We start from the raw sequence: 25,788 nt of genomic DNA, 5'->3' as shown, positions 1-25,788 counted from the left end.
CCACGCCGCACGGACCGGGCCCGGCCGTCCGCGCACCCCCCTGTGCGCCGACCGGCCGGGCCCGCCCGGTCCACCCGGCCCCACACCCACGCACCACCCGTACACATCCGACAGAGGAGCACCACCCCATGCCGTACATCAAGGTCGCAGAAGGCAACACCGCCCCCGTCGAGCTCTACTACGAGGACCACGGCACCGGCGCGCCGGTCGTGCTGATCCACGGCTGGCCGCTGAGCGGGGCCTCCTGGGAGAAGCAGACGGCCGCCCTGCTCGCCGCCGGCCACCGGGTCATCACCTACGACCGGCGCGGCTTCGGCCGCTCCGACCAGCCCGCCGACGGCTACGACTACGACACCTTCGCCTCCGACCTGAACGAGGTCCTCACCGCGCTCGACCTGCGCGACGCCGTCCTGGTCGGCTTCTCGATGGGCAGCGGCGAAGTGACCCGCTACCTCGGCACCTACGGCAGCGCGCGCATCGCCAAGGCCGTCATGATCGGCGTGGTGCCGCCCTTCCTGCTCAAGACGGACGACAACCCCGGCGGGGTGGACGCCGGCGTCTTCAAGGGCATCGAGGACGCCATCACCGTCGACCGCTTCGCGTTCATGAGCTCCTTCTTCGCCGACTTCTACAACGTCGACGTCCTCGGCGGCGAACGCATCAGCGAGGAGGCGGTCCGCGCCAGTTGGAACGTGGCCGTCGGCGCCTCCGCCAAGGGCACCCTCGACTGCGTCCAGGCCTGGCTCACCGACTTCCGGGCCGACCTCCCCCGCATCGACGTGCCCACGCTCATCATCCACGGCGACGCCGACCGCACGCTGCCCATCGAGGCCACGGCGATCCCCCTGGCGAAGAGCATCGCCGGCGCGCAGCTCACGGTCGTCCCCGGCGGCCCGCACGGCCTGACCTGGACCCACGCCGCCGAGGTCAACACCGCCCTGCTCGCCTTCCTCCGCTGAGCACGGCCACGGCCCCCGTCACGGCCACCAGCCCCCGACACCCCCACCGAAGGAGAGCCCCCATGTCCGAAGAGCCGGTACTCGAAGCCGCCGCCCAGGCCTTCGCCCACGCCACCGCCCAGCCGCCGTACCTCTACCAGATCCCCGTCGCCGACGGCCGGAAGGCCGTGGACGACGTGCAGAGCGGCGAGGGCGTCGCCCTGCCCGCCGTCGACGAGGAATGGATCACCGTCCAGGGCGGCCCCACCGGCGACGTCCGCACCCGGATCGTGCGCCCCCGCGGCTCCAACGGCCCGCTGCCCGTCATCCTCTACTTGCACGGCGCGGGCTGGGTCTTCGGCAACGCCCACACCCACGACCGGCTGGTGCGCGAACTGGCCGTCGGCGCAGGGGCGGCCGTGGTCTTCCCCGAGTACGACCTGTCGCCCGAGGCCCGCTACCCGGTCGCCATCGAGCAGAACTACACCGTCGCCCAGTGGGTGGCCCGCGAGGGACACCACGAGGACCTCGACGGCTCCCGGATCGCCGTCGCCGGCGACTCGGTCGGCGGCAACATGAGCGCCGCCCTCACCCTCATGGCCAAGCAGCGCGGCGACGTCCGCATCCTCCACCAGGTCCTCTTCTACCCGGTCACCGACGCGGCCTTCGACACCGACTCCTACGCGCAGTTCGCCGAGGGCTACTTCCTGCGCCGCGACGCCATGCGCTGGTTCTGGGACCAGTACACGACCGACGCGGCCGAGCGGGCGCAGATCACCGCCTCCCCGCTGCGCGCCTCCCTCGATCAGCTCACCGGGCTGCCGCCCGCCCTGGTCATCACCGCCGAGGCCGACGTGCTGCGCGACGAGGGCGAGGCGTACGCCGCCCGGCTGCGCGCCGCCGGCGTCCCGGTCACGGCCCTGCGCGTCCTGGGCACCATCCACGACTTCGTCATGCTGAACGCGCTGCGCGAGACGCGGGCCGCGTCGCTCGCCATCGGCCAGGCAGTAGAGACCCTGCGCGAGGCCCTGGCATGACGGCCCCGGCCGGTACGACGAGCATGCCCGTGGCCGGCGTGGTCCCCGCCGCCGGCCCGGCGGATCCGGCGGCCGGGCGCCCGGCCGCCGACCTGCTCGTGCGCAACGCGAAGGTGTACACCGGGGACCCGGCCCGGCCCGAGGCCCGCGCCGTCGCGATCCGCGACGGCCGCGTCGTGGCCCTCGGCGACGACCACGACCTCGCCGGGCTCGTGGGCCCGGCGACCCGGGTGGTCGACGCCCTCGGCCGCCGCGTGGTCCCCGGGCTGAACGACTCGCACCTGCACGTCATCCGGGGCGGCCTGAACTACGTGCTGGAGCTGCGCTGGGACGGCGTACGCAGCCTGCGCCACGCGCTGGCCATGCTGCGCGAGCAGGCCGGCCGCACCCCCAAGGGCCAGTGGATCCGGGTGGTCGGCGGTTGGACGGCCGAGCAGTTCGCCGAACGCCGGATGCCGACCGTGGCCGAGCTGAACGCCGCCGCGCCCGACACCCCGGTGTTCGTCCTGCACCTCTACCAGTCGGCGCTGATGAACCGGGCGGCCGTGCGGGCCGCCGGATTCACCCGTGCCACCCCCGACCCGCGCGGCGGGCAGATCGTACGGGGCCGCGACGGCGAGCCCACCGGGGTCCTCCTGGCGGCACCGAGCGCGCTCGTCCTGTACTCCACCCTGGCCAAGGCGCCGACCCTGGACGCGGGCGACCGGCGGAACTCGACGCGGCACTTCCTGCGCGAGCTGAACCGCTTCGGGCTGACCTCGGCGGTCGACGCCGCCGGCGGGTTCCAGAACTTCCCCGACGACTACGCCACCGTCATCGACCTGGCCCGGTCGGGGGAGCTTTCGCTGCGCATCACCTACCACCTGTTCCCGCAGACCGCCGGGCAGGAGCTCGCCGATCTGAAACGTTGGACCGAGACCGTCGAGCCGGGGGACGGTGACGAGTGGCTGCGCCTCGGCGGCGCCGGCGAGAACCTGACCTGGGCGGCCGCCGACTTCGAGAACTTCTCCGAGCCCCGCCCGGCGCTCACCGAAGGGTACGAGGCCGAGTTCGAGCAGGCCGTCCGGCTGCTGATAGAGAACGGCTGGGGCTTCCGGCTCCACGCCACCTACGACGAGACGATCCGCCGCGACCTGGCGGTGTTCGAGAAGCTCGCCGCCGAAGGGCTCTTCCCCGGCGGGAACCGCTGGCTCTTCGACCACGCCGAGACCGTCTCCGCCGACAGCCTGGACCGCATCGCCGCCCTCGGCGGCGCCCTCTCCGTACAGAACCGGATGTCCTTCCAGGGAACCGCCTTCCTCGACCGCTACGGCGCCGAGGCCGCCTCCCAGGCCCCACCGGTCCGCGCCATGCTCGACCGGGGCCTCACCGTCGCCGCCGGCACCGACGCCACGCGCGTGTCCTCGTACAACCCGTGGGTCTGCCTGCACTGGCTCGTGACCGGCCGCACCGTGGGCGGTACGCCGCTCCACCCGGCCGGGACCTCCATCGACCGGGAGACCGCGCTCGGCCTCTACACCCGGGGCGGTGCGCAGCTCACCGGTGAGGAGGACGTCAAGGGCGTGCTGCGGGAGGGCTGTTACGGGGACCTCTCGATCCTGTCGGAGGACTACTTCAGCGTGCCCGAGGCCGCTATCCCGGGCATCGAGTCCCTGTGCACGGTCGTCGGCGGCCGCATCGTGTACGCGACCGCCGAGTACGAGGGCCTGGACGAGCCGCTCCCGCCGGTCAGCCCGCAGTGGGCGCCGGTGGCCCGCTTCGGCGGGTACCAGGGGGGCGGCGCACGTCAGGCCGAGCTGATGGCCGAAGCCGTTGCCGAGTCCGAACGGCACTGGCTGTGGCGACGGGCGCGCGGATCGGCGCCCGAGACGCCGCCGCAGCCCTTCGTCGACCCGTGCTTCGCGCACTGACCCACGGAACAACGGAACAGGGGAACCCACCAGATGAGTACGGTCCCGGGCAACACCGCCGCGGGCGGCCCGGACGGGGTGGCGCCCCGGCGCCGCCACGAACCGGACCTCCGGGCGATGACGCGGATCAACCTGCACCCCATCGCCTCACCGATGCCTCTGGGCTTCTTCACGGTGGCGATCGCCTCGGTGATGACCGGCTGCCTGCAGCTCGGGGTCTTCGAGGCCGCCGACCGCAGGGCCGTCGCCCTGTGCGTGCTGCCCGCCTTCGCCCTCCAACTCCTAGTGAGCTTCCTGGCGTTCGGTGCCCGGGACGTGATCGCGGCCACGCTCATGGGCACGTTCGCCGGCAGTTGGCTGGCGTACGCCCTCGTGACGGGAACCGGTGCGGTCGGCGGCCACCGGGTCCTGGGCGTGTTCAACCTGGCGCTGCTGTGCTTCGGGGCGCTGATGGCCCTCGTGACCCGCCCCAAGCGGGCCCTGTGGCTGGTCATCGTGGTCTCCCTGCCCCGCTGGGCGGCCACCGGCCTGGCGGGGCTGACCGGGGCCGAGTGGCCCGGACAGCTGGCCGGAGCCCTCGGCCTCCTGGTGGCCCTCGTCGCCACCTACGCCGCCTTCGCGCTGATGCTGGAGGACATGCGCGGCGAACAGGTGCTGCCCATCGGCCGCAGCGGCCCCGCCCACACCGCGGTCGAGGGGGATCTGGCCGGGCAACTGCGGAACCTGGAACGCCAGGCGGGGGTGCGGCGCACGCTGTGAGACGGTCATTCGCCCCGGGCGCCGCACTGCCACTCCCGGGGCGACATGCCGTAGGCGGCGCGGAAGGCCCGGCTGAAGTGGGACGGGTTGGTGAACCCCCAGCGCTGGGCGACCGCGGTGACCGCCGGCGCCGACCCCGTCCGCCGCGACAGGTCGCGCCGGCACCGCTCCAGCCGCTCCTGCCGGATCCAGCGGCCCACCGTGGTCCCCTCCGACTGGAAGAGCTTGTGCAGGTACCGCACCGAGATGTGGTGCGCGGCCGCGATGCGCTCCGGCGACAGGTCGGGATCGGCCAGGGACGTCAGGACGTACGCCTTGACGCGCGCCAGCATGCCCCGGGCCGTGTCCGAGGCGTACGGATCCAGCCGCCCCCGCCGCTCGCGCACCAGCACCCCCAGGAGGTCCATGGCGGTCATGGCGAGCTGCTGACCCGTGTACGCGTCGAAGCCGGAGGGCCGTTCGGCCAGCCGCCTCAGGAAGCCCGCGACCAGACCGGAGGTTCCGTGATCGCCGCTGAAGACCGTTCCGGTGACCGCCCGCAGGTCCGCCTCCGGTACTCCCAGTCCGCTCTTGGGCACCCGGATCGCCGTGAAGCGGAAGTGGTCCGGTTGCTCCCGCTCGTACGGGCGTCCGGCGTCCGAGCAGGTGAAGGTCCCCGGCCCGACCAGCGCCCGGCGGTCGTCCTGGGTCAGCCGCGCGGTACCGGTCTGCTGGAAGGTGACGGTGAGGAACTCCTCCCCGCCCCGGGAGATCAGCCGCCGGGTGCGCGACACGCTCTGCGGACCCGCCTGGACCGCCGAGATCTGCAGGGGCCCGAGACGTTCGCTGACGATGCTCCCCACGGACGGCACGGGTTCGTGCAGGGTGACGCCGAGGGGGATGAAGGTGTCGGACACCAGGTTGTTCCAGTAGTCCGCCCGCTCGTGCGGGGACAGCGGCGAGGTGGTGAGTACGACGCTCATGGGAACTCCGAGGGGGTGAGGGCTTCTCCTCCACCCAGTCTCGAAACGACCACCGCCGCTGCCATCCGTCACATGACTTGCCCTGTGGCCTCAGTCGGTCGACTCCGGCTCCACCACGTCCCGCAGCCGGCCGCGAGAGGTGACGCCCAGCACCGGGAAGGCCTGGTAGAGGTGGGTGCCGACGGTACGGGGCGAGAGGAACAGTCGCTCGCCGATCTCCCGGTTGGTCAGGCCCTCGGCCGCCAGCCGGACGATCCGCTGACGTTGCGGCGTCAGGGTCCGGAACGCGCTGCGCGGGGAGGATTGGACGGTGACGCCGGCCGCTCGCAGCTCGGCCTGCGCCCGGTCGCTCCAATCCACCGCCCCCAGCCCCTCGAAGATCTCCCGGGCCTTGATCAGGGCGGCCCGTGCCTCGGCGATCCGGCGCTGCCTGCGCAGCCACTCCCCGTACTCCAGCCAGGTCTGGGCGTGTTCGAAGGGCCAGCGGTGGCCGGCCGGGTCCGCCAGCGCGCCCTCGAAGGACGGGCCGGCCCCGGCCGGATCGGAGAGCAGCGCCCGGGCCCGGCCCAGGACCTGCCGCAGCCGGACGGAGCCCCCGTCCCCGACCGCGGCGGTGACCTGCTCCAGGGCGACCGAGGCGTCCTCGGCGCGGCCGACGAGCACGGCGGCCGCCGCGTAGTCGGCGACCGCGTAACACGACAGGTGGTAGTGCACGGGCACCCCCTCCCCGTCGAAGAGGGTGCGCAGGTGCCGGAAGGCCGAGGCGTGGTCACCGAGTGCCGTGGCGGCGAGACCCGCTGCCCGGCGGGCGCGGACGACGGCGCCGAGCACCCCGGCCGGCTCCGTCACGGCGAGGGCGGCCGTTGCGTGCCGTACGGCGAGCTCAGGCTCACCGGTGAGCGCGCACAGGGTGGCCAGGACGGTCAGCGCCCGCGCGGAGCCGTGCGTGTGGACACCATCCAGGAACCGGCCGGCGAGCCGCTCGACACCGAGCCGGGCGTCCGCCCAGCGGCCCCGGTCCAGATTGGCCCAGGCCAGATCGGCGGCGGTCATCCCCGCGTGGAAGGCGTCGGCGTCCTCCCACTGCGGGTTGGCCACCTCGCGCAGCAGGCTCACCGCCGTCTCGGTCTCGTCGAGGATCAGGCAGAGCACGCCGAGCGTGTGGTTCTCGGTGGGTGCGCGGCCCGGCGCGGAGGTGACGGCGGGCAGGTGGGACCGGACCAGGTCGCCCTTGCCGAAGGGGTCCGTGACACCGGCGTCCCAGAGGTGGAAGGGGTGCGGTGGGGTCGGATCCGTCAGGTCGCGGCCGGCCAGCAGCCGCAGTGCGCGCTCGCGCTGGACGGGACTGCCCGAGTGGTAGGCGATCCCGGTGACGATCGTGGAACTGCCCTCGTCGAGTTGGGCCACGTCGGGCAGGGTGTCGGGGGCGATCAGGGCGAACGCCCGCTCCATCCGCATCATCAGCATCTCCACCAGGGCGGTGAGCGCCGATATCCAGGGCGTCGCCGCCGGGTCCTCGTTGACCGAGGCGGCCTTCGCCGCGAGCTCCTCCGCCCGGTCGATGTCGCCGGTCAGGATGCCCGCGTACGCCGCCGTCGTCAGCAGCCGGGTCTGCTCGGCAGGAGCGGCGTTCAGCTGCGCGGACCGTTCCAGACCGGCCAGGGCCTCGGCGAGCGCGCCGCGGCCGAACGCGCGCATGGCGGTGGCCTCCAGCGCGGCGGACACCGCCGCGTCCGGTTCCACCGTGGCGGCCGACAACTGCCAGGCCCGCCGGTCGGGATCGCCGTCGAGCGAAGCCGCCAGCGCCAGGTGGGTCCGCCGGCGCTCGGCGAACGGAGCGGCCCCGTAGATCGCGGAGCGGACCAGGGGGTGCCGGAAGTCGATGCGGTCGCTGTGCAGCCGGACCAGCCCCGCCCGCTCCGCAGGCAGCCAGACGTCCATGTCCGTGCCCGGCGGCAGGGCGGCCAGCACACCGGCCGGCCCGACGCCCTCGGCCGCGGCCGCGACCAGCAGCGCGGCCCGCGTCGCCGCGGGCAACTCGTCCACCTGGGCGGCGAAGGTCCGTTCCAGCAGATCGGTGACCGGGAGGTGTCCGCCCGCGTGGAGCCCGCCCGAGCGGAGCCCGGCCGGCGGGGGCCCGTCCGCCCGGAGCACGTCCTCGCGTGCCGCCGAGCGCGAAAGCTCCACCAGGGCCAGCGGGTTGCCCGCGGCGGTCTCCAGCACCCGGCGCCGGGCCGATCCCAGGGGCGGATCCGGCTGTGCGCCGATCAGCTCCTCGGCCTCGGCCGGCGACAGCGCGGGCACCACCAGCTCCGTGACCGACCGGTCCAGCCACTCCGGTCGGCGCGTGCCGCGCGAGGCGACGAGCAGCCCGATCGGCTCGCCCGCGAGACGTCGGGCGAGGAACCCCAGCACCTGGCAGCTCCCGCGGTCGATCCACTGGGCGTCGTCGACGGCGAGCAGCACCCGCCCGGCCGAGGCGACGTGCGAAACCAGGGTCAGTACGGCCAGGCTCATCATCATGGGATCGGGCGGGGCCGGGTCGTCGCCCAGGCCGAAGGCGGCCATCAGGGCGCCGCGCTGACGGACCGGCAGGTCGTCGGCCCGGTCCAGCACGGGCAGCAGCAACTGGTGCAGCCCCGCGAAGGCCAGCTCGGTCTCCGCCGCGTTGCCGCGGACGCGCAGCACCCGGGTCCCCGCCGCGAGCGCGTCGTCGACGGTCATGTCCAACAGCAGGGTCTTGCCGACCCCGGGCTCACCGAGCAGCAGCAGCGACGCGGTGGCCGCCTGCGGTGACAACGCGGCGGCGATGGTCGCCCGTTCTTCCTGACGCCCGATCAACACGCTTATTCCCGAACCTTCTCAGCAGGAGGACATCCGCCGTTCGTACACAGGGGCGGACGGCACTCCGGCGAGCATAGTCGGGCCGCGCCACGGTTCTGACCGGGCGTAACGCACGTCACGGACGCCCGCGGGGCTCAGGGGCCGCGCCAGATGTTGGCGAACGCCGCGTTCTCGATGGTCCGCCGCTGGCGCACGGCCTCCAGCTCCATCACCGCGTCGCTGACGACGGCCAGGACGATCGTCACCGCCTCGTCGCCCGGGCGGGGTTCGGCCTCGGGTTCACCGCTGCCGATGCCCACGACCGAGGCGAGGGCGGCGAGGACGGGCTCTTCCTCCTCCTGGCGGCCCAGCGCCCGGCGGCGGGCGGGCGTGTCGGCCACCTCCATGCGGTCGCTCCCGAAGGGCAGCAGGCCGCGCCGTCCCCGCGTCAGCTCACCGGCCTCCTCCAGTGCGGCCTGGTACGCCGCGGACAGATCACGCCCGCGGCGCCACAGCCAGTCGTCGACCCGCTCGTAGGGCATCTGGCGGGTGAGTGCCGACGCTGCCTCGGCCAGCAGGGGGTCGTGCAGTTCCTGCTCCCCGCCGGGCACGATGCGGTCGTCGTCCAGGGCGACGGCCTGCGCGTCGAGGAGGTCGATCAGCTCGGCTCCCGCCAGGGCGAGCGACAGGTCGCCCTGGCCGACGGAACGGTCCGGCGGCGGGTCCATGGCGATGATGAACAGGTCTTTCGCCGTGCTCATGAACGGCTCCCCTCGCAGTCGGTCGGAAGGCGCGGATACCGGCGGGTCCCCGCCGGCCGGTGGGCCCGGTTGATCACCTACCTATGGTCGCACCAACGCCCGCGACGGCCCGCTGGTTCCCGGATCCACCCGGTCGGGCTACTCCTCCAGCAGGGCCTGGCCGACGTATCCGCCCGGGCGGACGCCGCCGGGGACCACGAACAGGGAAGACGCCTCGTGGACCAGGTACCGGCCGAGTGCGTCGCCGCGGGCCAGACGCTGCTGGACGGGGACGAAGCCGGTGCGGGGGTCCGACTGCCAGGCGACGAAGAGCATCCCGGCGTCCGGCGCGCCGTCCGCGCGCAGGCCGTCGTAGTACGACCAGCCGCGGCGCAGCATGGTCGCGCCCCCGCTGGTGGCGGGTGCGGCCAGCCGGACGTGTGCGTTGTACGCGATCACCGGGACGCCGTCGGGGCGGTTGGCCGCGAGGTCGGGGGCGGTGCGTTCGCCGCCGCCCGTGAGCGGGGAGCCGTCGGCGGCGCGGCGTCCGACGGCCTGTTCCCGGTGCTCCGGGGGGAGGGTGTCCCAGTGGTCGAGGAGCATCCGGATCCGGCGGACCACCACGTACGAGCCGCCCGCCAGCCAGGGCGGCGAACCGGGGGCGGTCACGAGGATCCGGTCGCGCGCGGCGGCATCCGCGGGGGAGGGGTTGGCGGTGCCGTCGAGCTGTCCCATGAGGTCGCGGTGCGTGGGCGCGGTGCGGCCCGGCACCGGCGCAGTGGTGAACCCGGACATCACCCAGCGGGTCTTCGCCTCGCCGTGCGCCAGGCGCTGCACGGTGCGCAGGGCGTGCAGGCCGACGAGCGGATCGTCGGCGGCGATCTGGACGAACAGGTCGCCGCCGCCGCGGGCCGGGTCGAGCTGGTCGTCGGGGAGGGCGGGCAGCGGTGCGAGTGCCTCGGGGCGGGCCGCGGCCAGCTCCACCCGATCGAAGAAGGTCGCGCCGAAACCGAAGGTGAGGGTGAGCGAGGCGGGGCCGGATCCCAGCGCGACGCCGGTGTCGACGGCCCGGGAACCCGGCGGGCTGATCTCCTCGCCGACCGGTTCGCCGCGGGTGAGGCGTGCGGCGGCGGTGCTCCAGCGCAGCAGGAGCGCGGCGGCCCGGCCCCGGTCGGTCCGCGCCCCGAAGTCGAAGGCGGCCAGGTGGGCGTGGGTCTGACGGGGGTGCAGGATCCCGGCCTGCTGCGGGCCGTGGAAGGGGACGTTCGCCCCGGCGCCGTCCGGCGCGGCCGGGGCCTCGCGCACGGCGGCCGAGACGACGGCGCCGCCGCCCGCCACGGCCCCGAGACCGGCGGCGCCGAGCAGCGCGCGCCGGGTCAGGGACCGCCGACGGCCGGGCGCTCCGGACGCCTCAGTGGGCACTGTCGACCACCGGATCGACGGTGCCGACCCACAGCTGGTTCAGTTCGGAGACGTAGCGGCCGCCGCGGGTGTCCTGCGGGACGACCAGGCGCGGGCCGGCCGCGTCCTCGAAGGGCGTCCCGTCCTCGGAAACGGCCAGCAGGATCTGGGACTTGGCGAATCCCGGATCGACCTCGGCCCACGCGAAGACCGCGCGGTAGTCCCCGCCGCCGGTGGCCGCGACCACCCCGCGTAGCTGCCCGTTCTTCTTGCCCTGGTCGAAGCGCGGCTGGGCCGCCTTCAGCACCTCGTGCAGCAGCACGCCCTGGTAGGTGTGCTTCTGGTCCCCCTTGGCGCTGACGAACTCCACCGGGGCCTCGGCCTGGGGCAGCTTGCGCAGGTCGGCCAGGGTGATGGTGTAGGGCTTGTCGACCTCGCCCGCGATGCGTACCTCGCCCGGCTTGATCGGAGCGACCGAGGCCTTGGGGGATGTCGACGCCGACGCCGACGCCTGTGCCGATGTCGACGGAGCGGCCGCGTCCTTCGGGTCGTCGACCGTGCCGCAGGAGGTGATCAGCAGGGCGGTGGCGGCGGCACACACGTGCGCCACGCGGCTCGCTGCCCGCCCCGCGCGTATCCGGCGGTTTTCGTCCTGCGTCATGCGGATCTCCTGGTCAACGACTGCCGTCCGCCGAAGTCAGAACGTTCCGTGAAACGCATCTGCAAGGGTGAATCGGCCCATGGAAGGTGATTTGCCGCGTGAAACATACAGGAGGACTATCAGATGCCGACAGCATCGGAAAGGGATTTCGTCAGGGTATCCGTGCCGCCGTCAGCACTTCATGTGGCATCTACCCAAAGGAGGGTCGAGCCGGCGGCGCTTCTTCCGCCCCGGGTGGGTCGCGCTTTGCCCGGTACCGCCCCTTCCACGAGGGAACGCGGGGCCCGCTCCGCCCCTCTTGCCTGGTGCGCCACCTGCTGGTAGCGCTCCGGGCCCGAGCGTCCGGACGGGACTGTGCAGAGGGTTCACTGATTCATGGGTCTGACGAGTGGCACGCTCATGGCGAGCGTCGCATTGTGCACGGCGCTGCTGTTCGCCCTCACGGTATGGCTGTGGCCCCGGCTCGGACGCCCGGGCGCCCGGCGGGTGCTGGCGCGCGTCGGGCTGCTCGTCCTCGTGCAGCTGTCGGTCCTGGCCTCGGTCGGTGCCGCCGCCAACCGCACCTTCCTCCTCTACGACTCCTGGGCCGACCTCGCCGGTACGAAGCAGCACGCCCCGGCCGTCCCGGGAGGCGCTGCCGTAGAGGTGCTGGGCAGGCAGGCTCCGGAAGTGCCCGGCGGCCGGAACCCGCAGGTGGGTGGGGTGATCGAGAAGGTGGTGATCCACGGTGAGCGGTCCCGGGCCGCCGCCGAGGCGTACGTGTACCTGCCGCCGGAGTACTTCGACAAGAGCGACGAGCGGCGCAGGTTCCCGGCCGCCGTCGTCCTCACGGGCTACCCGGGCATGGCCGAGAACCTCATCAAGAAGCTGCACTACCCGAGGCTGGCGTGGAGCCTGGCGAAGCAGAAGCGCATGCAGCCGATGATCCTGGTGATGATGCGACCCACCATCGCCGCGCCCAACACCCAGTGCGTCGACGTTCCCGGGGGTCCGCAGAGCGAGGCCTTCTTCGGCGCGGACGTCGTCAAGGCGGTCTCCGGCACGTACCGCGTGGGCACGTCGCCGCGGAGCTGGGGGGTCATCGGCGACTCCACCGGGGGCTACTGCGCCCTGAAGATGGCGGTGCAGCACCCGGAGGCGTACGCGGTCGGCGTGGGCCTGTCGGCGGAGTACCGGCCCGAGATCGACAAGTACTCCGGTGACCTGTTCAAGGGGAACAAGGACGAGGAGAAGAGGTCCGATCTGCTCTGGCACCTGGACCACCTGCCGCAGGGAAACTCGTCGTTCCTCGTGACCTCCTCGCTGCGGGGCGAGCCGAACTACGGCGAGACGCAGGAGTTCATCCGCAAGGTGAAGGCACCCGCCCACGTCTCGTCGATCATCCTCGACAGCGGTGGCCACAGCTTCAACACCTGGCTGCGGGAGATTCCGCCGGCGCTCGTCTGGACCGGCGCACGGCTCGCCGCCGAGTGAGCCGGCGGCATCCGCCGGCACCTGGCGTCATCCGGCGGCACCTGGCGGCGCACCCCGCGCCCGGGTGAGCCGCGTCTCACCTGACTCCTGCCGCTTGTCTATGCAACGAGTTGCATAGAAAGATCGGGGCATGGCGCTCGACCACGCGATCCTCGTCTCCCTGCTGGAGAAGCCGGGCTCCGGCTACGAGCTGGCCCGTCGTTTCGACCGGTCCATCGGCTACTTCTGGACCGCCACCCACCAGCAGATCTACCGGGTCCTGGCGCGCATGGAGGGCAACGGGCTGCTCGCCGTCCGCGCGGTCCCGCAGCAGGGCCGGCCGGACAAGAAGGAGTACTCCGTCGCCGGTCCCGGCCGCACCGCCCTCGCCGAGTGGCTGCACGAGCCGATCGAGCCCGAGAGCCTCCGCCACGACCTCGCCGTCAAGATCCGCGGCGCGGCCTTCGACGACCCGGCCGCACTGATCCACGAGGTGGAGCGGCACCACCGGGCACACAGCGACCGGCTGGCCCGCTACCTCGCTGGTGAACTGCGCGACTTCACCGGGCCGGACGCCCCCGCACCGCTCGACGCCGGTCAGGAGCTCCAGCACGTCGTGCTGCGCGGCGGCATCGCGTTCGAGCGGATGACGATCGCCTGGCTCGACGACGTCCTCGCCACCCTCCACCGGCTCGGCGGGGCCCCGCCGACCGCAACCGCCTGAATCCCGTCGCGCCGCGGCGGCCGTACCGCCCGCGAAACCGCCGCACGGCGCCACCCCCCCCCTGCAGTCGCCCCATCCCCTCCCCTCCTCCGTCAACCCCTCGGAAGGTGAACCTCCATGGCAGACGCCCTGCTCTTCAACCCGCACACGTACGACCCGGCGCACTTCGACCCCGAGACCCGCAGGCTGCTGCGCGCTACCGTCGACTGGTTCGAGAGCCGCGGCAAGCGCCGGCTGATCGAGGACTACCGTTCCCGCGCCTGGCTCGCCGACTTCCTCGCCTTCTCCGCGAAGGAGGGCCTCTTCGCGACCTTCCTGACCCCGGCCACCGAGGCCGGCGAGGGGGAGTCCGACCAGCGCTGGGACACGGCGCGGATCGCCGCCCTGAACGAGATCTTCGGCTTCTACGGCCTCGACTACTGGTACGCCTGGCAGGTCACCATCCTCGGCCTCGGTCCGGTCTGGCAGAGCGACAACGCCGACGCCCGCGCCCGCGCCGCGCAGCTCCTCGCCGAGGGCGAGGTGTTCGCCTTCGGCCTGTCCGAGAAGACCCACGGCGCCGACATCTACTCCACCGACATGCTGCTTCGGCCGTACGTCGACGAAGCCGGTGCCGCCGGATTCCGCGCGAGCGGGTCCAAGTACTACATCGGCAACGGAAACGCCGCCGGCCTCGTCTCCGTCTTCGGCCGCCGCACCGACATAGAGGGCCCCGACGGCTACGTCTTCTTCGCGGCCGACAGCCGCCACCCCGCGTACCACCTGGTGAAGAACGTCGTAGACTCCTCCAAGTACGTCAGCGAGTTCCGCCTCGAGGACTATCCGGTCCGCGCCGAGGACGTCCTGCACACCGGCAAGGCCGCCTTTGACGCCGCCCTGAACACCGTCAACGTCGGCAAGTTCAACCTGTGCACCGCCTCCATCGGCATCTGCGAGCACGCGATGTACGAGGCCGTGACCCACGCGCACAACCGGGTCCTCTACGGTCGCCCCGTCACCGCCTTCCCGCACGTGCGCCGGGAGCTGGCCGACGCGTACGTCCGCCTGGTCGGGATGAAGCTCTTCAGCGACCGCGCCGTCGACTACTTCCGTTCCGCCGGCCCGGACGACCGCCGATACCTGCTCTTCAACCCGATGACGAAGATGAAGGTGACCACGGAGGGCGAGAAGGTCATCGACCTGATGTGGGACGTCATCGCCGCCAAGGGCTTCGAGAAGGACAACTACTTCGCGCAGGCGGCCATCGAGATCCGCGGACTGCCCAAGCTGGAGGGCACGGTCCACGTCAACCTCGCCCTGATCCTCAAGTTCATGCGCAACCACCTGCTGAACCCGGCCGAGTACCCGGCCGTGCCGACCCGGCTCGACGCGGCCGACGACGCCTTCCTCTTCCAGCAGGGGCCGGCCCGCGGCCTGGGCTCCGTACGGTTCCACGACTGGCGGACCGCCTACGACGCGTACGCCGACGTGCCGAACGTGGCCAGGTTCCGCGAGCAGGCCGACGCGCTCTGCGCGTTCGTGGCCACCGTCGCTCCGGACGAGGAGCAGAGCCGCGACCTCGACTTCCTCCTCTCCGTGGGCCAGCTGTTCGCGCTGGTCGTGTACGGACAGCTGATCCTGGAGCAGGCCCGCCTGACGGACCTGGACGGGTCGGTGCTCGACGAGCTGTTCTCCGTCCTGGTGCGCGACTTCTCCGGCCACGCGGTCGAGCTGTACGGCAAGGACTCCGCGACGGCGGCCCAGCAGGAATGGGCGCTGGGCGCGGTCCGGCGTCCGGTCGTCGACGAGGAGCGGGCGGCGCGCGTCTGGGCGCGGGTCGAGGCGCTGTCCGGCACGTACGAGATGGCCCCGTAGGAACAGGGCCCCCGGGGACCGGCACGGCCCGCCACGGCCGGGGCCGGTCCCCCCACCACCCTCAGGCCTGCGCGGTGGGGCGCACGACGATGTCGCCCACGTCGACACCGTCCGGCTGCTCGACGGCGAAGGCGATGGCGCGGGCCACCGCGTCCGGCGACAGCGCGGTCTCCATCATCCGGTCGATCCGGGCCCGGGCCTCCGGCCCCATGCGCTCCGTGAAGTCCGTACGGACGGCGCCGGGCGACACGACGGTCACGCGCAGGCTGTCCCCGGCCTCCTGGCGCAGGCCCTCGGAGATCGTGCGCACGGCGTTCTTGGTGCCCGCGTACACCGACTGGAGCGGCACGACGCGCAGACCGGCGGTGGACACGATGTTGACGAAGTGTCCGGAGCCCTGCTCCCGGAACAGGGGGAGCGCCGCGGCGATCCCGTAGAGGACGCCCTTGAGGTTGACGTCGATCATCTCCTCCCAGTCCTCGACGCGCAGTTCGTCGAGCGGGGAGATGAGTCCGACCCCGGCATTGCTGACCAGTACGTCGAGCCTGCCGTACCGCTCTCGGGCCAGGTCGACGAGGCCGGTCACCTCGCCGCGCCGCGTCACGTTCGTACAGATCCAAGCGGCTTCACCACCGGCCCGCTCGATCCGGGCGGCCAGCGCCTGGAGGCGTTCGGTGCGCCGTGCGCCGAGGACCACCTTCGCGCCCCGCTCGGCGAGCAGGAGGGCGGTCGCCTCGCCGATGCCGCTGCCGGCTCCGGTGATGGCGACGACCTTTCCGGCAATTCCCGTGGTTCCCGCGATCGCCGTGATGTCCGCAGTTCCCGACATGACGGGCCGTCCCTTCGGAAGAGGAAGAAGAAGAGGAAGAAGAGGAAGGGCAGGCCGAGGGCATGCCCTAGAGTGAAAGTGGAGGCGCCGCCACTTCAGCCCACACTAAGTGGAGGCTCCTCCACTTAGCAAGTGAGGAACGAGGGAGCCGCTGATGGCCGCAGATGCAGGACGCCCGCTGAGGGCCGATGCGCAGCGCAACCGGGACAAGATCCTGGCTGCCGCGGTGCGCGTGTTCACCGAGCAGGGGCTGGAGGCCCACTTCGAACGCATCGCCAAGGAAGCCGGTGTCGGCACCGGCACCCTCTACCGCAACTTCCCTTCCCGGGAAGCCCTGATCGAAGCGGCCTACCGGAACGAGGTCGCGCGCCTGTGCGACTCCGTCCCCACGCTCCTGGAGACCCTGCCGCCGTACGAGGCTCTGCGCGCCTGGACGCGCCGCTTCATCGACTACGCCACCGCCAAGATGGGCATGGCCGACGCGATGCGCGCCGTTCTTGCGGCGGGTACCAATCCCTACGCCGACAGCCGCCAGATGATCCAGGACGCCCTCGCGTCCCTCATGGAGGCCTGCACCGCCGCGGGTGCGATCAGGTCCGACATCAGCTCGACCGACATGTTCGCCGCCCTCGCCGGCATCGCCCTCACCTCGGCCGGCCCCGAGCAACGGGCCCAGGCCGAACGCCTCCTCGACCTGAACCTGGACGGACTGCGCCTGCCGCTCGTGCAGCGGCGCGCGGGAGGCGGCGTTCCAGACCGGCCCTCGTGATCTCCGCCCCCCGGCGCCCCGTGGCCACGTCCGCTCCTTGACGGCGCGGACCGTCGCGTCCGGCCCCCGGGGGCCGGCGGCGGCGATGGACCACGGCGACGGGGTGCGCCCGCGCCGCTACCTTCTCCACGAGGAACGCGCCCTCATCCTGAGGAGCCCCGCCGCGAGGGCTCAGGCTGGCGTGTCCGCCAGCAGCTTCGCGGTCCTGGCGATCAGCGTGTTGTCGCGCGGCGCCGTCGCCCCCGGCATGGTCGACAGGATGGAAAGGACCAAGGGCGGGCGCCCCGGGGGCCAGGCGATGCCCACGTTGTTGTTGGTCCCGTACGAACCGGCGCCCGTCTTGTCCCCGACGGCCCAGTCCTTCGGCAGGCCGGCCCGGAGTCGATCGTTGCTGGTGGTGTTCGACAGCAGCCAGCCGTTCAGTTGCTCCCGGTCCCCGGGGTCCAGCGCGTCGCCGAGCGAGAGGCGGGCGTACGTCCGGCCGATCGCGCGGGGGCTGGTCGTGTCCGTCTCCCGCCACGGCTCGGCCGTGTTCAGCTCGGGCTCCCACCGGTCGAGCCGGGTCGTACGGTCGCCCAGCGAGCGGCAGAAGCGGGTGATCGCGGTGGGGCCGCCGAGCTCGCGCAGCAGCAGGTTGGCGGCGGCGTTGTCGCTCTGGGCGATGGCGGCGGAGCAGAGTTCCGCCACGGTCAGGCCGTCCTCGATGTTCTCGGGCCGCTCCGTGACCGACCCGCCGCCCGCGTCCGTGACGTCCTGGAGCGTGTAGTGGATGCGCTGGGCGAGGCGGCTGCCGTCGTGGTCGAGGTCCCGCAGCACGGCCGCGGCCGCCAGCGTCTTGAACACCGAGCACATGGGGAACGGTTCGTCGGCGCGGTGGACCACGGTCCGGCCGGTGGCGGTGTCCAGCGCGTACACCCCCAGCCGCGCCCCGTACTCGCGTTCCAGCGTGCGCAGTCCCGCCACCGGTGAGGCGGCGCGGGCCGTGCCCACCGGCAGTGCGGCGGCCAGGGCCACCCCCGCTCCCACGGTCAGCAGGGTGCGTCGGGACGTCGATGTGTCCGGTGTCCTCACGTCAGGTTCTCCTCTTCCTCGCCGGTCATATGCCCTCGAAGACGCCGAACATGATCAATTCGGTTCCCCTCGACGCTGATCTCCCGGCGAGGTGTACTGGTAGTACACACCGATGGCGTGTACCGTAAGTACATGACTCCGCTCCCTCGATTCCACCGCCTGCCGGCCGAGCGAAGGGCGGCGATCCTCGCCGTCGCCCGCGCGCACTTCGCCGAGCACGGTCCCGCGTCCGCCTCGTACAACAAGATCATTGAGGCGGCCGGCTTCTCAAAGACCGCTGCCTACCAGTACTTCGACGGCCGGGAGGACCTCCTCGCCGCCGTCCTCGACGACGTGCTCGATCGCCTCCTCGGTGTGCTCGGGCCATGGACCCCGGCCCGCGACGAGGCCGACTTCTGGGCCCGGCTGGAGGCCGGATCGCACGCCCTGGTCACCCACTTGCGCGCCCACCCGGACGATCTGGCCCTCGCCGACGCCGCCGTCGGTCGGGCTCGGGGCGAGGTCTGGCTCGGCTGGTTCGGAGCCGTGGTCGCGGACGGACAGCGCCTCGGATTCATCCGGACGGACGTGGACGCGGCGCTGCTGGCCGGTGCGACCGCGGCCGTGATGCGGGCCGCCGACGAATGGGCGCTCACCGCACTGCGTGCGGCGGAGCCGACGGAAGCCGCGGCGTCGGGGAGCGGGCAGGTCTGGAGCCTGCTGCGGGGGCTGTGGAACGGCGGCACGGACGGAGGGACCCGGCGTGCGCACTGATCTGGAGATCCACTGGGAGATACCGCCCACCTCCACGGGGCCGCTGGGTCGCCTGGAGCGGTTCATGGGGCCGGGCAAGTCCCGCTCCGAGTCGACGGTGGAGATCCTCGGCGCCGGCGGGTGTGCGGTGCTGCTCGCGGCCGGTGTGTGGTCGTCGGGGATCCACCGTGACTGGAACGGCCTCCAGTGGGCCGTGGTGGTGCTGATCGGTCTCGATCTGCTCGGGGGGATCCTCACCAACGCGACGAACTCCGCCAAGCGCTGGTACCACCGCCAGGACCCCGGGGCCCGGCGCGCCCGCCTGCTCTTCGTCGGCGCGCACGTGCTCCACCTCGCCGCGATGGGCCTGCTGGTGCTCGGCGGGGGCCACGGCTGGACGCTGGGGAACACGGCGCTGCTGCTCTGCGCCGCCGTGGTCGTGGAGTTCATGCCCGTCCATCTCAAGCGCCCGGTGGCCATGGCCTGTTACTCCGCGGCCGTCGTGGTCAACCTGTTCTGGCTGCCCGTGCCCGTCGCCCTCGCCTGGTTCGCACCGCTCTTCTTCCTGAAGCTCCTGGTGTGCCACCTCGTGCCGGAGGCACCGCTGGAACGGCGGCGCGATGTCTGAGCCCGACGCGGGTCCCGGCCCGGACGCGGGCCCCGACACCGGTGCCGGCGCCGGGTCGGACCGCCTGCACCGCGACGACGCCCCGCCCCCCGCGCGGTGCGCGCCCGTGCTCGCCGCGGCCTTCGTCCGTGAACCCGCCATGACCTGGATCGCCGGCGGATCGGACCGTGTGCGGCGGGCATGGTTCGGCGCCACGCTGCGTACGCACGCCACGCTCCCCGGAGCCCGCCGCCACCTGCTGACCGACGGCACCGGACGGCCCGTCGCCGCCGCCGTCCTCACCCCGCCGGCCGCCGTCCCCTCGGGTGCGGCCCGGGCGGCCTGGGCGGCCCGCACCCTGATGGGCTGCGGTCCGCGCGCCTTGACGCGGACGCTGCGCTATCTGCACGCGGCCGAGTCCGGGATCCCGGCGGGCGCCTGGACCCTCGAGTTCATCGGCGTGCAGCCCGAGGCGGTCGGTCGGGGCACCGGAGGGCGGCTCCTCGGCCACCTGCTCGCCGCGACCCCCGCCCCCGACGGCATCTTCCTCACCACCGCCGACGAGGCGAACGTCCGGCTCTATCGCCGCTTCGGCTTCACCGTCCTGCGGCACCTGACGGTGGGCCCGCTGGAGGTGACGGCGATGTGGCGGCCGGCCCGGCCGGAGCGGACGCGGTCTAGCAGATGAGGGTGGCCTTGCGAGGTGACTGCCGCGCCGCTTTTCGGCCTTGTTCGTAAACAAGGCCGAATATCGTCAACAACCCCGGCAAACCACCTTCGATGCGAGATCACTGCATCGAGCTAATGCCAACGGTTTTCAGGCTCAAGACGGGCGTACAGGCCGCTAGTGTTCCCCCGGATCTGGACGGATTCCCGCATAATTCGCCCGCTTTTTTCCTCGTTCTTTGGTGACGCGCGCATCCGCCGATCACCACCCTTACGAAGGAGAGCTCGCCCGATGACCGTTGACACCAGCCCGGAAGCCCAGCTGGAGCCGCCGCGGCAGTCCAGCCTGAGCACGGCGGCTGCACGCAACCTCGCCAGCACGACCAAGTCCGCCCCGCAGATGCAGGAGATCACCTCCCGCTGGCTGCTGCGGATGCTCCCCTGGGTGGAGACCAAGGGCGGCACCTACCGGGTCAACCGCCGGCTAACGTACACCGTGGGCGACGGCACCATCGAGTTCGTCCAGGACGGCGCGAACGTCCGGGTGATCCCGCGCGAGCTCGGCGAACTGGCCCTGCTGCGCGGCTTCGAAGACGACGAGGTGCTGACCGCGATCGCCGGCCGGTGCGTCCAGCGCGACTTCCGGGCCGGCGAGGTGATCGTCGAGCGCGGTGCCCCCGCCGACCAGATCCACCTGATCGCCCACGGCCGGATCAGCCAGACCTCCGTCGGCAAGTACGGCGACGACGTCGCCGTCGCCGTACTCGCCGACGGCGACCGGTTCGGTGAGAACGCCCTGCTGGACGCGGACGCCACCTGGGACTACACGGCCACCGCCGAGACCCCCGGCATCCTGCTCACCCTCTCCCGCGGCGACTTCGCCTCCGTGCTCGCCGCGGCGCCGCAACTCCAGGACCACATCAACCGGTTCAGCTCGCTGCCGCACCAGCGCCAGAACCGGCACGGCGAGGCCGAGATCGCGATGTCCGCCGGCCACACCGGTGAGGCGGACCTGCCCGGCGCCTTCGTCGACTACGAGCTCAAGCCCCGCGAATACGAACTCTCCATCGCGCAGACCGTGCTGCGGATCCACACCAGGGTCGCCGACCTCTACAACGGACCGCACAACCAGACCGAAGAACAGCTCAGGCTCACCATCGAGGCGCTGCGCGAGCGCCAGGAGCACGAGCTGATCAACAACAGGGACTTCGGTCTGCTCCACAACGCGGCCTTCAAGCAGCGGATCCAGACCCACTCCGGCCCGCCGACCCCGGACGACCTCGACGAGCTGCTCTGCCGCCGCCGCGGTTCCAAGTTCTTCCTCGCCCACCCACGGACGATCGCCGCGATCGGGCGCGAGTTCAACGCCCGCGGGCTCTACCCGGACCACGTCGACGTCGGCGGGCAGTCGGTCCCGGCCTGGCGCGGGGTCCCGATCCTGCCCTGCAACAAGATCCCGATCAGCAAGGAGAACACCAGCTCGGTGCTCGTCATGCGAACCGGCGAGGACAACCAGGGCGTCATCGGTCTGCGTCAGACCGGCCTGCCGGAGGAGTACGAGCCGGGCCTCTCGGTGCGCTTCATGGGGATCAGCGAGCAGGCGATCATCTCCTACCTGGTCACCACCTACTTCTCCGCCGCCATCCTGGTGCCCGACGCGCTCGGTGTGCTGGAGAACGTACAGATCGCCCGCAGGCGGGACTAAGAGGACCTGCCCGACGGCCGTGACAGCCAGGACCCCTGCCTGTCCTGGCCCGCCGAGCACGCCCGGGATCCGGGACAACCCACTTACTTCCCCAAGGAGTTACGGATGCCCGATCCTGGGCCTTCCCCTCTGCAGTCGAGCCTGCCCGCCGCCGCGGCGTCCTTCGGGGCCCACGTCCTCGCCCACGCGCTCGCCGTCGGCGTCGAACCCGCCGTCGGCGCCGGGCCCGTCGAGCCCCCTCCACTTCTTTCGCCCGCCCCGCCCGCCCTGCCGGCGGGACCGCCCGTCCTGACACCCGTACCCGTACCCGTACCCGACGAGGGTGCGGCCGCGGCCGCCGCGCCGCAGCCGAGTGCCGCCCTCGAACGGATCCTGCGCGGGCCCAGCGGTCTGGGCACGGCCAGCCTGCACTGGGCCCGGGTCGAGGAGCCCGCAGCGGCCGGGGCGCCCGACGTGCCCGCGCCGGCGGTGGGCAACCCGATCCCGGGCCTCTACTACCACCCGGTGCCGGAGCCCGATCCGGTGCGGGTGGAGGAGCTCAGCCACCGGATCAAGGCCTGGGCGCTGGACGAGGTGTCGCTCTACCCGGAGGACTGGGAGGACCAGTTCGACGGCTTCTCCGTCGGGCGCTACATGGTCGCCTGCCATCCGGACGCCCCCAGCATCGAGCACCTGATGCTCGCCACCCGGCTGATGGTCGCCGAGAACGCGGTCGACGACTGCTACTGCGAGGACCACGGCGGCTCGCCGGTCGGCCTCGGCGGGCGGCTGCTGATGGCGCACACCGCTCTCGACCCCGTCCACACGACGAAGGAGTACGCGCCGGACTGGGAGGCGTCGCTCCTCTCGGACGCTCCCCGGCGCGCCTACCGCTCCGCCATGGAGTACTTCCTCCGGGCCACCACCCCCTCACAGGCCGATCGGTTCCGGCACGACATGGCCCGGCTGCACATGGGCTACCTCGCCGAGGGAGCCTGGGCGCAGACGGAGTACGTCCCCGAGGTGTGGGAGTACCTGGCGATGCGCCAGTTCAACAACTTCCGCCCCTGCCCCACCATCACCGACTCCGTCGGCGGCTACGAACTGCCGGCGGACCTCCATGCGCAGCCCGCCATGCAACGGGTGATCGCGCTTGCCGGGAACGCCACCACGATCGTCAACGATCTGTACTCCTACACCAAGGAACTGGCCGCCCCCGGAAAGCATTTGAACCTACCGGTGGTGATCGCCGAACGCGAGGCCTGCTCCGAGAAGGACGCCTATCTGAAGGCCGTAGAGGTCCACAACGACCTGATGCGCGACTTCGAGGCCGCCGCCGCCGAACTGGCCCTCGCCTGCCCCGTCCCGAGCGTCCAGCGCTTCCTGCGCGGGGTGGCCGTGTGGGTCGACGGCAACCACTACTGGCACCAGACCAACACCTATCGCTACAGCCTGCCCGATTTCTGGTAAAGATGGGAATTGTTCATGACTAGCACCGATCTCACCGCCGCAGCCGGTACCTCCTCCGTGTTCATCCCCGGCCCGGCGACTCCCTACCAGGGGGACATCGCCCGTTACTGGGACCACGAGGCCAGGCCCGTGAACCTCCGTCTCGGCGACGTCGACGGCCTTTACCACCACCACTACGGCATCGGCGACATCGACCACGCCGCCCTCGGCGACACCGAGGACAGTGCATATGAGAAGAAGCTGATCGCCGAGCTCCACCGCCTCGAGTCGGCCCAGGCCGAACTCCTCCTTGAGCACCTCGGCCCCATCGGGCGCGATGACACCCTCGTTGACGCGGGTTGCGGCCGCGGCGGTTCGATGGTCATGGCCCACCAGCGCTTCGGATGCAAGGTGGAGGGCGTCACCCTGTCGGCCAAGCAGGCCGACTTCGCCAACCAGCGCGCCCAGGAACTCGGCATCGGGGACCACGTCCGGGCCCGGGTCTGCAACATGCTCAGCACGCCGTTCGAGACCGGGCAGGCCAGGGGCTCGTGGAACAACGAGTCGAGCATGTACGTCGACCTGCACGACCTCTTCGCGGAGCACTCGCGCGTCCTCGAGGTCGGCGGCCGGTACGTGACCATCACCGGCTGCTGGAACCCGCGGTACGGCCAGCCCTCGAAGTGGGTCTCCCAGATCAACGCGCACTTCGAGTGCAACATCCACTCCCGCCGGGAGTACCTGCGTGCGATGGCCGACAACCGTCTCGTGCCGCAGGCCGTCATCGACCTGACCCCCGAGACCCTGCCCTACTGGGAGCTGCGGGCCACGTCCTCCCTGGTCACCGGTATCGAGGAGGCGTTCATCGAGTCCTACAAGGACGGCTCCTTCCAGTACGTCCTGATCGCGGCCGACCGCGTCTGACCGACCGCATGTGACCGACCGCTGGCCGAAGGGCCGGAGCCGTCGTCCGACGGACCCGGCCCTTCGGGGTGTCCCCGGCGCACCTGCCCGGGGGACCGGCGCACGCACGGACCCCGATCAGTCCACGAGCACACCGGGGTTGAGGATGCCGCGCGGATCGAGGGCTCCCTTCGCGGCCCGCAGGGCGAGGGCGAAGGGCTCCGGGCGCTGGCGGTCGTAGCCCGGGCGGTGGTCCCGGCCGACCGCGTGGTGGTGCGTGATGGTGGCCCGGTGCCGGTGCAGGACCTCGCCCGCCACGGCCTTGAGGTCGTCCCAGACGGCGACCTCGTCACCGGCCCGACCGGCGGCGAGCACGGTGAAGTACGGCGCCGCACCGTCCGGATACACGTGGGTCAGACGGCAGTTCACGGTCGCCGGGAATCCGGTGGCCTTGACCGCCGCCTCGCCGACCTCCCTGCGCACTTCGTTGATCAGGCCCGGGATCCGGTCCCAGGTGGCCGCCGTCTCGAAGGTCTCCGCGACCGCGCCCATCCGGGCCAGACCGTCGCGGAGGTAGGGCATGCGCAGGAACGCAGAGCGCCAGGCGCGCACGGCCGCGTCACCGTCCGGGCCTTCCTCCCGGCCGCCGGACCCGCCCGTTCCCTCGTACCGCCCGCCGTGCGAACGGGCCAGCGCGACGGCCCGTTCGAGCCGGGCGGCCACCGGTTCGTCCGCCGACTCGAAACCCAGGACCAGTACGGAGCTGCCGTCGTGCGCCGCGCCCGACAGTGCGGCCTCACCGGGGTCCAGCAAGCGGCAGTTGGCGGGGGAGAGGTCGCACTGCGCGAGGGCGCGCACCGCACCGAGGGCACCCTGGAAGTCCGCGAACGCGACCGCGGCGGACGCCTTGTGGCGGGGGCGTTCCTGGAGGCGTACCCACGCCTCGGTGATGACGCCGAGGGCTCCTTCGGAGCCCAGGAACAGGCGGTCGGGAGAGGGGCCCGCCCCGGAGGCGGGCAGCCGCCACGAGCTGCTGGTGCCGGCCGGGGTCACGACGCGCAGCGACTGGACGAAGTCGTCGATGTGCGTGCGACCGGTGGCGTAGTGGCCACCGGCCCGGGTCGCGAGCCAGCCGCCCAGCGTGGAGAACTCGAAGCTCTGCGGGAAGTGCCGCAGGGTGAGGCCGTGCGGTCGCAGTTGGTCCTCCAGGCTCGGCCCGAGCGTGCCGGCCTGGATGCGCGCCGCCCGGCCCCCGGTGTCGACCTCCAGTACGCGGCCCATGGCGGTCAGGTCCAGGGACAGGACGGCCCGGTGGGCATCGCCGCGGTACTCGACGCCCCCGGAGACCGAGGAACCTCCGCCGTAGGGGACGACGGCGACCTGCCGCTCACCGGCCCAGTCCAGCAGATCGGCCACGCCCCGGTCGTCCGTGGGGCGGGCGACGAGGTCGGGGATGCGGCCGGGGCGTCCGCGCAGGGCGCGCACCACGTCGCGGTAAGCCTTCCCCATGGCGTGCGCGGCACGGTCCGCGGGGTCGGTGCTGACCAGGTGGGCGAGGCTCCGCGGGGGTTCGGCGGCGGGGTCGGCGACGGCCAGGTCGCGGACGCGCGGCACGGGGAGCGGGCGGCTGAGGGTGCCGGGGAGCAGGGCGCCGATCGCGGTGCATTCCGCGTCGTCGGGATGCGCGTCCGTCCAGCCCCAGCCCCACCAGGAGCGGGTGCGGGACGGGGGCTGCGTGGGCTGCGGGATGGTGCCGGCCATGGCGGCGCTCCAGGGGTCGAGGTAATTTACCTAGCGGTAAATTACCTACTGATAAT

The 25,788-nt window shown here is 72.4% G+C and carries 22 protein-coding genes; 14 read left to right on the top strand and 8 right to left on the bottom strand.

Features of this window, described 5'->3' with window-relative positions; genetic code table 11:
• Positions 1–128: 128 nt before the first annotated feature.
• From OG207_RS03285 to OG207_RS03270, 4 genes are all read left to right on the top strand, one after another.
• Positions 129–959, top strand: coding sequence for an alpha/beta fold hydrolase (locus OG207_RS03285; protein ID WP_329095692.1), 831 nt, complete (start codon positions 129–131; stop codon positions 957–959).
• A 62-nt stretch (positions 960–1,021) separates the two neighbouring features.
• On the top strand, positions 1,022–1,975 hold the full coding sequence (locus tag OG207_RS03280; RefSeq protein WP_329095690.1) for an alpha/beta hydrolase: 954 nt from the start codon (positions 1,022–1,024) through the stop codon (positions 1,973–1,975).
• Positions 1,972–3,885: an amidohydrolase gene (locus OG207_RS03275; RefSeq protein ID WP_329095689.1), complete on the top strand. Its 1,914-nt coding sequence runs from the start codon at positions 1,972–1,974 to the stop codon at positions 3,883–3,885. Before OG207_RS03280 ends, OG207_RS03275 begins: the two co-directional genes overlap by 4 nt.
• 33 nt (positions 3,886–3,918) lie before the next feature.
• A complete protein-coding gene (locus OG207_RS03270) occupies positions 3,919–4,644 on the top strand; it encodes a hypothetical protein (RefSeq protein ID WP_329095687.1) in 726 nt (241 codons plus the stop codon).
• A 5-nt stretch (positions 4,645–4,649) separates the two neighbouring features.
• Here OG207_RS03270 and OG207_RS03265 read toward each other — a convergent pair whose 3' ends face one another.
• The 5 genes from OG207_RS03265 to OG207_RS03245 all read right to left on the bottom strand — a co-directional run bounded on the left by OG207_RS03265 (position 4,650) and on the right by OG207_RS03245 (position 11,231).
• Positions 4,650–5,606, bottom strand: a complete 957-nt coding sequence (locus OG207_RS03265) for a helix-turn-helix domain-containing protein (RefSeq protein ID WP_329095685.1) — start codon at positions 5,604–5,606, stop codon at positions 4,650–4,652.
• A gap of 90 nt (positions 5,607–5,696) precedes the next feature.
• Positions 5,697–8,450, bottom strand: a complete 2,754-nt coding sequence (locus OG207_RS03260) for an ATP-binding protein (RefSeq protein WP_329095683.1) — start codon at positions 8,448–8,450, stop codon at positions 5,697–5,699.
• Positions 8,451–8,584: 134 nt separating this feature from the next.
• Positions 8,585–9,190 carry a GOLPH3/VPS74 family protein gene (locus OG207_RS03255; protein ID WP_329095681.1) on the bottom strand — a complete coding sequence of 202 codons (606 nt, stop codon included), beginning with the start codon at positions 9,188–9,190 and terminating at the stop codon, positions 8,585–8,587.
• Between the two features lie 138 nt (positions 9,191–9,328).
• Positions 9,329–10,591 carry a Dyp-type peroxidase gene (locus tag OG207_RS03250; protein WP_329095679.1) on the bottom strand — a complete coding sequence of 421 codons (1,263 nt, stop codon included), beginning with the start codon at positions 10,589–10,591 and terminating at the stop codon, positions 9,329–9,331.
• Entirely contained in the window at positions 10,581–11,231 is a 651-nt protein-coding gene (locus tag OG207_RS03245; protein WP_329095678.1) for a molybdopterin-dependent oxidoreductase, read from the bottom strand. The genes OG207_RS03250 and OG207_RS03245 overlap by 11 nt, the downstream gene beginning before the upstream one ends.
• A gap of 375 nt (positions 11,232–11,606) precedes the next feature.
• On the opposite strand from OG207_RS03245, the gene OG207_RS03240 reads away from it, so the two are divergent.
• From OG207_RS03240 to OG207_RS03230, 3 genes are all read left to right on the top strand, one after another.
• The gene (locus OG207_RS03240; protein ID WP_329095676.1) at positions 11,607–12,704 is read left to right on the top strand and encodes an alpha/beta hydrolase; all 1,098 of its coding nucleotides are present in this window, start codon (positions 11,607–11,609) and stop codon (positions 12,702–12,704) included.
• A 130-nt stretch (positions 12,705–12,834) separates the two neighbouring features.
• A complete protein-coding gene (locus OG207_RS03235; RefSeq protein ID WP_329095674.1) occupies positions 12,835–13,407 on the top strand; it encodes a PadR family transcriptional regulator in 573 nt (190 codons plus the stop codon).
• Positions 13,408–13,524: 117 nt separating this feature from the next.
• The gene (locus tag OG207_RS03230; protein ID WP_329095672.1) at positions 13,525–15,261 is read left to right on the top strand and encodes an acyl-CoA dehydrogenase family protein; all 1,737 of its coding nucleotides are present in this window, start codon (positions 13,525–13,527) and stop codon (positions 15,259–15,261) included.
• A gap of 61 nt (positions 15,262–15,322) precedes the next feature.
• Here OG207_RS03230 and OG207_RS03225 read toward each other — a convergent pair whose 3' ends face one another.
• Positions 15,323–16,090 carry an SDR family oxidoreductase gene (locus OG207_RS03225; protein ID WP_329095670.1) on the bottom strand — a complete coding sequence of 256 codons (768 nt, stop codon included), beginning with the start codon at positions 16,088–16,090 and terminating at the stop codon, positions 15,323–15,325.
• A 154-nt stretch (positions 16,091–16,244) separates the two neighbouring features.
• Here OG207_RS03225 and OG207_RS03220 point away from each other — a divergent pair, with 154 nt between their 5' ends.
• Positions 16,245–16,859 carry a TetR/AcrR family transcriptional regulator gene (locus tag OG207_RS03220; RefSeq protein ID WP_329095668.1) on the top strand — a complete coding sequence of 205 codons (615 nt, stop codon included), beginning with the start codon at positions 16,245–16,247 and terminating at the stop codon, positions 16,857–16,859.
• A 171-nt stretch (positions 16,860–17,030) separates the two neighbouring features.
• Here the strand turns inward: OG207_RS03220 and bla are convergent, their stop codons facing one another.
• A complete protein-coding gene (gene bla, locus OG207_RS03215) occupies positions 17,031–17,930 on the bottom strand; it encodes a class A beta-lactamase (RefSeq protein WP_329095666.1) in 900 nt (299 codons plus the stop codon).
• Between the two features lie 132 nt (positions 17,931–18,062).
• Here bla and OG207_RS03210 point away from each other — a divergent pair, with 132 nt between their 5' ends.
• The 6 genes from OG207_RS03210 (at position 18,063) to OG207_RS03185 (ending at position 23,992) form a co-directional block, all read left to right on the top strand.
• Positions 18,063–18,683 (top strand): TetR/AcrR family transcriptional regulator, encoded by a 621-nt coding sequence (locus tag OG207_RS03210; RefSeq protein ID WP_329095664.1) that lies wholly within the window; start codon positions 18,063–18,065, stop codon positions 18,681–18,683.
• Positions 18,673–19,290: a hypothetical protein gene (locus OG207_RS03205; RefSeq protein WP_329095661.1), complete on the top strand. Its 618-nt coding sequence runs from the start codon at positions 18,673–18,675 to the stop codon at positions 19,288–19,290. Before OG207_RS03210 ends, OG207_RS03205 begins: the two co-directional genes overlap by 11 nt.
• The gene (locus OG207_RS03200; RefSeq protein ID WP_329095659.1) at positions 19,283–19,957 is read left to right on the top strand and encodes a GNAT family N-acetyltransferase; all 675 of its coding nucleotides are present in this window, start codon (positions 19,283–19,285) and stop codon (positions 19,955–19,957) included. The genes OG207_RS03205 and OG207_RS03200 overlap by 8 nt, the downstream gene beginning before the upstream one ends.
• A 270-nt stretch (positions 19,958–20,227) precedes the next feature.
• Positions 20,228–21,640 (top strand): family 2B encapsulin nanocompartment shell protein, encoded by a 1,413-nt coding sequence (locus OG207_RS03195; protein ID WP_189744237.1) that lies wholly within the window; start codon positions 20,228–20,230, stop codon positions 21,638–21,640.
• A gap of 105 nt (positions 21,641–21,745) precedes the next feature.
• Entirely contained in the window at positions 21,746–23,089 is a 1,344-nt protein-coding gene (locus OG207_RS03190; RefSeq protein ID WP_329095657.1) for a family 2 encapsulin nanocompartment cargo protein terpene cyclase, read from the top strand.
• Between the two features lie 15 nt (positions 23,090–23,104).
• Positions 23,105–23,992 carry a geranyl diphosphate 2-C-methyltransferase gene (locus OG207_RS03185; protein WP_329095655.1) on the top strand — a complete coding sequence of 296 codons (888 nt, stop codon included), beginning with the start codon at positions 23,105–23,107 and terminating at the stop codon, positions 23,990–23,992.
• 117 nt (positions 23,993–24,109) lie between these two features.
• On the opposite strand, the gene OG207_RS03180 is transcribed toward OG207_RS03185, so the two are convergent.
• Positions 24,110–25,732, bottom strand: coding sequence for an FAD-binding oxidoreductase (locus tag OG207_RS03180; protein ID WP_329095654.1), 1,623 nt, complete (start codon positions 25,730–25,732; stop codon positions 24,110–24,112).
• Positions 25,733–25,788 lie beyond the last annotated feature (56 nt).

Origin of the sequence: Streptomyces sp. NBC_01439 (assembly GCF_036227605.1) — a bacterium.
GTDB lineage: Bacteria > Actinomycetota > Actinomycetes > Streptomycetales > Streptomycetaceae > Streptomyces.
This window is presented reverse-complemented; position numbering and strand designations above follow the sequence as displayed.